Origin of the sequence: Streptomyces sp. W16, assembly GCF_033194735.1 — a bacterium.
In the GTDB taxonomy this organism is placed as follows: domain Bacteria; phylum Actinomycetota; class Actinomycetes; order Streptomycetales; family Streptomycetaceae; genus Streptomyces.
In genome coordinates this window covers 1-9,459 of record NZ_JAWOAI010000395.1, presented here as the reverse complement: position 1 = coordinate 9,459, position 9,459 = coordinate 1, and the positions used below count along the sequence as shown (strand labels likewise).

Annotated in this window: 10 protein-coding genes; 9 read left to right on the top strand and 1 reads right to left on the bottom strand. The window is 69.2% G+C overall.

The genetic code is table 11. The annotated features are described in order from the left end of the window. From R6V09_RS37380 to R6V09_RS37370, 3 genes are all read left to right on the top strand, one after another. A partial coding sequence (locus R6V09_RS37380) for an aldehyde dehydrogenase family protein (RefSeq protein WP_317885922.1) occupies positions 1 to 471 on the top strand: 471 nt, incomplete at its 5' end. A 157-nt stretch (positions 472 to 628) separates the two neighbouring features. Then, entirely contained in the window at positions 629 to 1,768 is a 1,140-nt protein-coding gene (locus R6V09_RS37375; protein WP_317885921.1) for a DUF3500 domain-containing protein, read from the top strand. Further along, positions 1,765 to 3,189: a HupE/UreJ family protein gene (locus tag R6V09_RS37370; RefSeq protein ID WP_317885920.1), complete on the top strand. Its 1,425-nt coding sequence runs from the start codon at positions 1,765 to 1,767 to the stop codon at positions 3,187 to 3,189. The genes R6V09_RS37375 and R6V09_RS37370 overlap by 4 nt, the downstream gene beginning before the upstream one ends. Positions 3,190 to 3,493: 304 nt before the next feature. Here R6V09_RS37370 and R6V09_RS37365 read toward each other — a convergent pair whose 3' ends face one another. Continuing rightward, positions 3,494 to 4,531, bottom strand: coding sequence for a LacI family DNA-binding transcriptional regulator (locus tag R6V09_RS37365; RefSeq protein ID WP_317885919.1), 1,038 nt, complete (start codon positions 4,529 to 4,531; stop codon positions 3,494 to 3,496). Positions 4,532 to 4,787: 256 nt separating this feature from the next. On the opposite strand from R6V09_RS37365, the gene R6V09_RS37360 reads away from it, so the two are divergent. The 6 genes from R6V09_RS37360 to R6V09_RS37335 form a co-directional block, all read left to right on the top strand. Further along, positions 4,788 to 5,738 carry a dihydrodipicolinate synthase family protein gene (locus tag R6V09_RS37360; RefSeq protein ID WP_317885918.1) on the top strand — a complete coding sequence of 317 codons (951 nt, stop codon included), beginning with the start codon at positions 4,788 to 4,790 and terminating at the stop codon, positions 5,736 to 5,738. A gap of 7 nt (positions 5,739 to 5,745) precedes the next feature. Further along, positions 5,746 to 6,618, top strand: a complete 873-nt coding sequence (locus R6V09_RS37355) for an ABC transporter substrate-binding protein (protein ID WP_317885917.1) — start codon at positions 5,746 to 5,748, stop codon at positions 6,616 to 6,618. A gap of 19 nt (positions 6,619 to 6,637) precedes the next feature. Further along, positions 6,638 to 7,357: an amino acid ABC transporter permease gene (locus R6V09_RS37350; protein ID WP_317885916.1), complete on the top strand. Its 720-nt coding sequence runs from the start codon at positions 6,638 to 6,640 to the stop codon at positions 7,355 to 7,357. After that, on the top strand, positions 7,354 to 8,109 hold the full coding sequence (locus R6V09_RS37345; protein WP_317885915.1) for an amino acid ABC transporter ATP-binding protein: 756 nt from the start codon (positions 7,354 to 7,356) through the stop codon (positions 8,107 to 8,109). The genes R6V09_RS37350 and R6V09_RS37345 overlap by 4 nt, the downstream gene beginning before the upstream one ends. Positions 8,110 to 8,144: 35 nt before the next feature. Next, complete coding sequence (locus tag R6V09_RS37340; protein WP_019056212.1) at positions 8,145 to 8,438, top strand: (2Fe-2S)-binding protein; 294 nt, start codon at positions 8,145 to 8,147, stop codon at positions 8,436 to 8,438. A gap of 4 nt (positions 8,439 to 8,442) precedes the next feature. Continuing rightward, the coding region (locus tag R6V09_RS37335; RefSeq protein WP_317885914.1) for an NAD(P)/FAD-dependent oxidoreductase at positions 8,443 to 9,459 on the top strand (1,017 nt) is incomplete at its 3' end.

The following is a 9,459-nucleotide window of genomic DNA, read 5'->3' as shown; positions in this document are numbered from 1 at the left end:
CACGGCAGCCGGCTGCTCACCGGAGGAGCCCGGGAGGGCGCGATGATCGCCCCCGCGCTCCTGGCCGGGCTGCCCGACAGCGCCCGGCTCGCCTCCGAGGAGGCGTTCGCCCCGCTGGTCGCCGTCACCCCGGTCGGCTCCCTCGACGAGGCGGCACGCAGGGCCAACGCCACCCGGTACGGCCTCCAGGCGGGGGTGTTCTGCCAGGACCTCGACGTCGCGCTCGCCTTCACACGTCTGCTGGACACGGGCGGCGTCATCATCAACGACACATCGAGCTGCCACCCCGATCCGATGCCGTACGGCGGAATCAAGGACAGCGGCCAAGGGGTCGAAGGGCCCGGGTACGCCGTCCCCGACATGACCGATTCCCGAACGGTTCTGATCCGGCACCGCCCGCCCTTCCTTCAGGAATCAAATCAACCCTTGCCAACTCATGCTGTTCTCAAGGAGGTTGACAAGAAATCATGAGAAAATCAAAGTTCTCTTAGCCGTCAATCACAGTGTTCAGCGATGGAATTCAACACGTCGAAGCCAATCCCTCGAAAGTTCCTGAAGCCTTCTTTTCAGGGTGCTGGGAATTTTCTTTGAAGGGCCTCCGTGCTCAATTCCCGAAAGGAACACTGAATTGCAGGACAAGAACGCTCACCGCAGGTCCCCCCGGCGCAAGACGAAGGCGGCGGTGGCCTTCGCCGCCGCGACCGCCGCTCTCTTAGGCGCGCTGTACGCCAACGCGAACGCCGCCTCCGTCCAGGACACCCCTGCTGCCGGCGCGTCGGCGAGCTCGTCCGCCACGTCCACGGCCTCCACCACCGCCGCCACGTCCGTCTCGGACGTGGTGGACGCCGCCAACACGTTCCTGGACACCCTCGACGACGACCAACAGGCCGAGGTACTCCTCGACTTCACGGAGGCGAACGCCACCGCCTGGTCGAACCTGCCGTGCGGTTCGACCTGCCGGGTCGGCATCGAGTTCAGCACGCTCAGCGACACGCAGCTGACCGCCGCCAAGGCGGTGGTCGAGGCGGCGACGGGCACCGGCAGCGGTACCGGCTACGACCAGGTCAGCCAGATCCTGGCGGCCGACGACGTCCTCGGCGAGACCGCCAGCGGCTACGGCAGCGGCAACTACTACCTCGCCTTCCTGGGTACCCCGAGCACGTCCGGCACCTGGCAACTGCACTTCGGCGGCCACCACCTCGCGGTCAACCTCACCTACAAGGACGGAGAGGTCGAGGGCACCACCCCGTACTTCGTCGGAGTGGAGCCCACCAGCTGGACCGACGACGACGGCACCTCGTACGCGCCCCTGTCCGGGATGCACGACTCGATGCTGGCGATGCTCGAAGGCCTGACCGACGACGAGCTGACGGAGGCGAAGCTCTCCGAGTCGTACACCGACGTGCTGCTCGGCCCGGGTGACGACGGCGACTTCCCGACGACCAAGGAAGGCCTGGCCGTCAGCGAACTGACCGACGACCAGAAGCAGTTGGTGCTCGACGCCATCGAGCCGTGGGTCGACGTCGCGGACGACACGACCGCCGCCGCCACGCTGAGCACCTACAAGTCGGACCTCGACTCGACCTACATCTCGTACTCCGGCACGACCGCACTGGACACCCAGGGCGACTACGTACGCATCGACGGACCGGGGGTCTGGATCGAGTTCGTCTGCCAGGACGGCGTGGTCTACACGAGTCAGATCCACTACCACACCGTCTACCGCGACCACGACACCGACTACGGAGGAGAGTTCTCGTTCTCATGAGCCGCCTCCCGATCTCACTGCCATCTGCACTGCGCAAGGTGGCCGGGATCGCGGTGACGGTGACGGCGGCGCTGCTTCTCGCGGCGCCGCCCGCCGTCGCGCATCCCATGCCCCACTCGGTGCTCCTGCTGGACGTGCACGAGACGTCGGTGACCGCCGAACTCGACCTGCCGGTCGACGACTTCTCCAGGGCGAGCGGCATCGACCTGACCGACTCCACCGCGGCCACGCTGACGAAGCGGACCCCGGCGATCCGCACCTACCTGGCCGCCCACCTGCGCCCCACCACCCTCCAGGGCAAGGCATGGACCGTCGCCTTCGGTGACGTCGCACTGAGCCGGACGCAGCAGACCTCCACCGGCTTGTACCGCGAACTGACCGTCCAGGCCACGCTCACAGCACCCTCCGGCGGGGACACGCGTCACTTCAACCTCGGCTACGACGCGGTCATCCACCAAGTCGTCACCCACACCGCCCTGGTGTCCATCCGTCAGGACTGGGCCGCCGGCCACGTCGCCGGCGAGAACGCCGCCACCCAGGTGGGCGTCATCCGCATCAACTCCCGGACCATGAAGGTCACGCCGCTCACCATCAATCTGGAGAACGGAAGCGTCTGGAGCGGGACGTACGCGATGTTCCGGCTCGGCGCCACCCATATCCTCGAAGGCACCGATCACCTGCTCTTCCTGCTCATCCTGCTGCTCCCCGCACCACTGAGCGCGGCCCGGAACCGATGGCAGGGGCTGGCGAATACCCGGACCACCATCCACCGCGTCGCCCGCACCACTCTCGCATTCACTGTCGGGCATTCCCTCGCTCTCGCCATGAGCGCCTTCGGTCATCTCGACATCCCCGCGCAGCCGGTCGAGGTATTTATCGCAATCAGCATTCTGGTGGGCGCCGTCCACGCGATCCGCCCTCTCTTTCCGGGGCGCGAGGCAGTCGTCGCCGGCGTTTTCGGACTCGGGCACGGCCTGGCGTTCTCCCTCGTCCTCGCCGAGATGAACCTCTCGTCCACCCAACTCGCCCTCAGCCTCGCGGGATTCAACCTCGGCATCGAAGGAATGCAACTCCTGCTCGTCCTTCTCGCCCTGCCGAGCCTGATCGCTCTCTCCCGGCTGCCCCGGCACGCCACACTCCGCAACACCTGCGCGGCGCTGACCGCCGGCGCCGCCCTCGGCTGGCTGCTCGACCGCCTCGGTGTGCCCAACCCAGTCGCCCGCGCGGCGGACAGCGCCGGAGCGCACACCTCCCAACTGTTCCTCGTCCTCGTCACCGCCGCCGTACTCTCCGCACTCCTGACGCTCACCGTCCGCCGTCGCGGACGAGCGGTGACCGGAGCAGGCCATGAACCAGGCCCTCCCCGGACCCCGGTGCTGACGGCTCGCGGCGTCAACAAAGCCTCGCAGCAGGGTGGTTGAGGGAACAGGGACGCGGACGCTCCAGCGGCGAATGGCGCCTGACCTGGGTGGACGCCCGTCAGGCGCCCGGGGGGTGACATCCGCGCCGAGCGCGGTCCGGGCCGACCCGGGCCGCCGTTCTTCGTTCTGTTCGGGTCCGGTTCGATCAAGGTCCGGCAGCGGCACCGTGCGGAGCCCTCACCGCGTCGCGTCCCGTTGCCCACCGACCGCCGCTGTGTCCTGCTCCCGGCCGACCACCCGAGCCGCCCCCGCCCACGTGCAGTACCGCGGGAACCTAGAGGTCGGCAGGCCCAGGAACCGGCCGTCACTCCGACCGACGCGGCGCCGTCGTCGATTCGCGTACCACCAGGCGGGAGCCGACACGGATGAGCCGGCCGACGCCCTCCTCGCCGGGGTGGCCGTTGTCGGGGCGGCTGTCGATGCGGCGCAGCAGTTGCTCCGCGGCGAGCTCGCCGAGGTCGCGGGCGCCGTTGTCGACGACGGTGATCGGCGGGTGCCAGTACGGGAACCAGGGGGCCTCCTCGTGGCACACGAGGGAGAGTTGCTCCGGCACCCGGACCCCGAGTTGCACCAGGGCACCGAGCACCCCGAACGTCGCTTCGTGGTTGGCGCTGTACAGCGCGGTGGGCCGGTTGTCCGCCGCCATCAGCCGCATGGCCGCCTCCGCACCGAAGGGCACGGTGAACGGACCCCGCGCGCACAGGGCGGGATCGGGTTCGAGTCCGACGGTGGCCAGTGCCGAGGTGAATCCCGCGTAGCGGTCGCGTCCGGAGTCGACGCCCGGCGGGCCGCCGATGAAGGCGATGCTCCGGTGCCCGAGGTCGAGCAGATGGCGGACGGCCAGTTCGGCGCCGTCCCGGTCGGCGGCCATCACGGAGTCGCCGGGGGCGTTGTCGGGGGTGCGCATCAGGTTGACCACGGGGATGCCGGCCGCGCTCACCTCCCGGACCGTCGCGGTGTTGTCGCCGGTGCCCACGATGATCAGGCCGTCGACGCGGTGGTCCAACAGCATGTCCAGGTAACGGCGTTCACGTGCCGGGTCCGAGTCGGTGACGCACAGCAGCACTTGGTAGCCGCGTTCGTCGAGCCGTTGCTGGAGCACTTCGGTGATGCGGTGGAACGAGGCGTTCACCAGGTTCGTTATCACCAGCCCGACGAGGTTGCTGCGCTTCGTGCGCAGTCCACTGGCGATCCGGTTGGGGCGGTAACCGAGCCGCTCCGCCGCGGACTGCACCGCACGCTTCGTCCGGTCACTCACCCGGCTGGAACCGCTGAGCACCCGCGAGGCCGTGCTCTTGGAGACCCCTGCCGCCTCGGCCACCTGGTCCAAGGTGACGGCCACCGGCCCACCCCCGATCATGAAATCGATCCCATACGACTCTTCTCGTACGCCGAGCCGTGATCGCCATCATGTCAGACAGGGTCGAGTCGGTGGCGTAAACAATACGTTTCGCCAGCAGTTTCCGGCCAGAACGAGGTTGACCGGCACCTCCGGCCGGTGTCACGGTGCTGTGCAATCGATCCCACAGAGTGGTCCCACAAGGCGACGTCCTGGCGGGACGTCCTGACGGGACGGACACTCGATCGGAGCACACACGATGAACACTTCCGGCGCCGTGCCCTGGCGCGGTTACTGGCCGGCCGCACCCACCCCCTTCACCGCCGACGGCTCCCTCGACGAGGACGCCTGGCGCGCACTGCTCGGGCTGTACGCGGAGCACGGAGTCCACGGTGTCCTGGTGAACGGCACGACCGGCGAGTGGTTCTCCCAGACCCCCGAGGAGCGCCGCCGGGTCGCCGAGATCGCGGTCGCCGAACTCTCCGGGCAGATACCGGTGGTGATCGGCTGCGGCGCGTACACCGCCGCCGAGTCCGCACGCTACGGCGCACACGCCCGCTCGATCGGCGCGGACGGCATCCTCACCACCCCGCCGCCCTACGTCCACCCGAGCCAGGACGAGATCCACGCCTTCTACGCCACTCTCGCCGGGGCGGTCGACCTGCCGCTCATGGTCTACAACTGGCCGCGCGGTACCGCCGTCGACATCACGGTCGACACCCTGGCCAGGCTGGCCGAACTGGACACCGTGGTGGCCGTCAAGGACAGCTCCGGCGACGAGTTGAAGGTCGCGGACACCTGCGCCGCCCTGGCCGGGAAGGTCCAGGTCTTCGGCCGCTTCATCCACCGCCGGGGCATGGCAGTGATGGCCGAGTTCGGCGGCGCCGGAAACATCGACGGCGGCGGCCTCGGCGCCCCCTTCGCCGTCCCCTTCTACGAGGCCTACTGGGCAGGCGACTTGACCCTCGCCCGGGAATGGTCCGCACGCTACGAACGGCTTGTGAACCTGCTCGTCAACGACGACTACAGCTCACGGTTCGCCTCACCCACCTCGCAGCTCAAAGCCGCCATGCGGCTGCTCGGGCAGCCCGGAGGGCATGTACGCCCCCCGCTGCTCCCCCTGGAGGACCCGTCCGCGCTGCTCGGCCTGTCCGAGGCGCTCGACGAGGCCGGGCTGCACTCCTGTTCCACCAGCACCGGAAAAAGGTGAACCGACCGTGCGCAGACTTCTCATCGCGGCCTCCTCCGCCGCCCTGCTCCTGACCGTGGCGGCCTGCGGCAGCGAGGACTCGTCCTCGTCGTCCGCCGCCGCGGCCCCGACCGGCTGCACACCCAAGGTGGGCAAGTCGGACCTGGTCAAGGCGGGCACGCTGACGATCTCGACCAACGCGACCCTGCCGCCCATGCAGTACCTGGACGCCTCCAACAAGATCGTCGGCATGCGGGTGGACCTCGGCGACGAGATAGCCAAACTCCTCTGTCTCACCCCGAAGTTCGTCAACATCCCCTTCGACGCGCAGATCCCCGGCGTGCAGTCCGGACGCTGGGACATGATCGACACCGGCATGTTCTACACACCGGAGCGCGCCAAGACCGTCAAGCTCGTCCCGTACGAGGTCCAGGGCGTCTCGATCTCCGTCGCCAAGGGCAACCCGAAGAAGATCACCTCCGAGGACGACCTGTCCGGCAAGACCATCGCCGTAGAGGCTCCGGGTTACGAGTTCGACACCCTCACCGCGCTCAACAAGGAACTCAAGGCGGCCGGCAAGAAGCAGGTCACCGTCCGCACCTTCACCACCACCGCCGACGCCTACCAGGCACTGTCCGCGGGCCAGGTCGAAGGCGTCGCCATCGTCGAGGCGGTCACCAGCTACTACCAGAAGGACGGCCGCTTCGAGACCGCGGTCAAGGGCATGAACCCCGCCCCGCTCGCCCTCGGCTTCGGCAAGCAGAAGCCCGCCGACGCGGTCGCGACCGCGCTCAACACCCTTCGCAGCAACGGCTACTTGGCCACGTTGTTCAAGAAGTACGGCGTCACGGCCTACACCGGCGACCTCAAGGTGACCACCGGCGCGATCAGCGCGAAGTAGCGATCGAAGGGCGAGAGCCATGTGGTCCTGGGATGCCTTCTTCTCCTTCCTCACCAATCCCCAGCTCGTTCAGGGAGCTTGGACGACGATCTGGCTGACCACGGTCAGCATGGCGCTCGCCCTTCCGCTCGCCGTGCTCGTGGCACTGGGCAGAGCGTCCCGCATCACACCGGTCCGGGCGGTCACCGGCTTCTACGTGTGGCTGATGCGCGGCACCCCCCTGCTGGTCCAACTGGTCATCATCTACACGGGGTTGCCCCAGCTGGGCCTGCGCCTCGGCGTTATCAGCGCGGCCCTGACCGGGCTGGTCCTCAACGAGGCGGCGTACCTCTCGGAGATCGTCCGCGCCGGGGTGATGTCGGTCCCGCGCGGCCAGTCCGAGGCGGCCCGTGCGCTGGGCATGCCGCCCTGGAAGGTGTTCCGGGTGGTGGTCATGCCACAGGCGCTGCGGGTGATGGTCCCGCCGCTCGGCAACAGCTTCAACGGGCTGCTCAAGACAACGACCCTCGTGTCGGTGATCTCGGTCGAAGAGCTGCTGCGCCGCACCCAGTTCGCCGTCCAGACCAACTTCCGGGTCCTGGAAGGCCTTACCGCTGCGGCCCTGTACTACCTGGCGATGACCACCTTGTGGGGCCTGGTCCAGCGGTGGCTGGAGACCCGGGTGGGCCGCGGTCACGAGAACAGGCCGACCAGTGGCCGCCGCATGAAGAGCGCGGTCCTCGAATTGGAGACCCGATGAGCACCGAGACGGTCGTCGAAGCGCGCCAGGTCCGCAAGTCGTACGGCGACGTCGAGGTCCTCAAGGGCATCGACCTAACGGTTCAGCGGGGCGAGGTCGTCCTCGTGCTGGGCCCGTCGGGCGGCGGCAAGAGCACGTTCCTCCGCACGCTGAACCACCTGGAGACCCCCGACTCGGGCACCGTCACCATCTGCGGCGAGCGGATCGGCTACGGCGAGAAGGGCGCCCTGCGGGAGCGGCGGATCGCCGTCCAACGGCGGCGTACCGGCATGGTGTTCCAGCAGTTCAACCTGTTCCCGAACATGACCGCGCTGGACAACGTGGCATCCGGTCCAGTGCATGTGAACGGCGTGTCCAAGGCCGAAGCACGTCTCGCGGCAGGCGAGTTGCTGGCGATGGTGGGCCTGGCCGACAAGACCGGCTCCTACCCCGCCCAGCTCTCCGGCGGCCAGCAGCAGCGGGTGGCGATCGCCCGCGCCCTGGCGATGCGCCCGGAGTTGCTGCTCTTCGACGAACCCACCTCGGCGCTCGACCCGGAGATGGTCGGGGAAGTCCTCGACGTCATGGTCCGGCTCCGCGAGGAGGGCATGACCATGATCGTCGTCAGTCATGAGATGGGCTTCGCCCGGGCGGCGGCCGACCGGGTGGTGTTCATCGCCGACGGCACGGTGGTCGAGGACAAGTCCCCCGACCTGTTCTTCTCCGCACCGGAACACGAACGGACCCGCCAGTTCCTGGACCGCATCCTGTGAACCCCCCACCCCCCTTGAGCACTGTGAGCACAGCCATGAGCACCAACTCCCTCCCGCAGACGGTCACCGTGACCATCGACGGCACTCCCGGCCAGGCCTGGGCGGGCCAGTCCGTGACCGCCGCCCTGGTCGCCGCCGGCATCTGGCCGCTGCGCCGCAACCCGGTCAACGGCCAGCTGCGCGGCCCGTTCTGCGGAATGGGCGTCTGCCTGGAGTGCGAGGTGACCATCAACGGCCGCCCCGGCACCCGCAGTTGCACCGCGCACGTCACCGACGGCATGGACATCCGCACCCACACCGAGCCCCTGCCGACGGCCGCGCATGGCTGACGTCATGGCGGAGTCGGAGGCGGATGTCGCGGTGGTCGGCGGCGGCCCGGCGGGACTGCCCGCGGCGCTGGTGCTGGCCCGGGGCGGGCTGAGCGTCGTACTGCTCGACGAGTCCGACACCCTGGGCGGTCAGTACTACAAGCGCCGGGCCGAGCAACTCACCACCGCCTTCGGCGACTTCCGCCCGCGCGGCACCGAACTGATCCGCCAGGTACGGGACTCCGGTGTCGACTGCCGCACCGGCACCCTGGTCTGGGGCGCCGAGGACGCAGGCCGCGCCCTCTTCACCTCCGACGTCCGCACGGGCGCTCTCGGCCGCATCGACACCCGGGTCACACTCGCCGCCACCGGCGCGTACGAACGCTCCCTGCCCTTCCCGGGCTGGACGCTGCCGGGTGTGGTCACCCCCGGGTTCGCCCTGCACCTGGCCACCATGGACCGGGTTCCCGTCGGCAAGCGGGTGGTGCTGGCCGGGACCGGCCCGTTCCTGCTCCCGGTCGCCTGTGCGCTGCTGGAGGTGGGCGCCCGGATCGAGGCACTGGTCGAGCTCAACCACCCGTACCGGCCAGGGGTTTCCTCGATCGGCGGCGCGCTGCGGCAGCCCGCCCGGCTCGCGGAAGCGGCCCGCTATCTGCTCACCCTCGCCCGGCACGGCGTGCGCGTGGAACAGGGTGCCCGGGTGCTGGCCGCGCACGGTGACACCCAGGTCACGGCAGTGGACATCGGCCAAGAGGACGGCAGCGTACGGCAGTTGGAGACCGACGCCCTGTGCGTGGGATTCGGTTTCCGCCCCAGCACCGAACTGCCCCGGCTGCTGGGCTGCGACACCGAGCCGGACCCGACGGGCACGGAGCAACTCCCGGTCGTGGACACGGACGGCGCGACCTCGGTCGACGGCTTGTACGTCGCCGGGGACTGCGCCGGTATCGCGGGGGTGCACGCGGCAGGCGTACGGGGGCAGCTCGCCGCCCACGCGATCCTGCGCCGCCTGGCACCCGAACGCGCGCCCGCACGGGTGGCC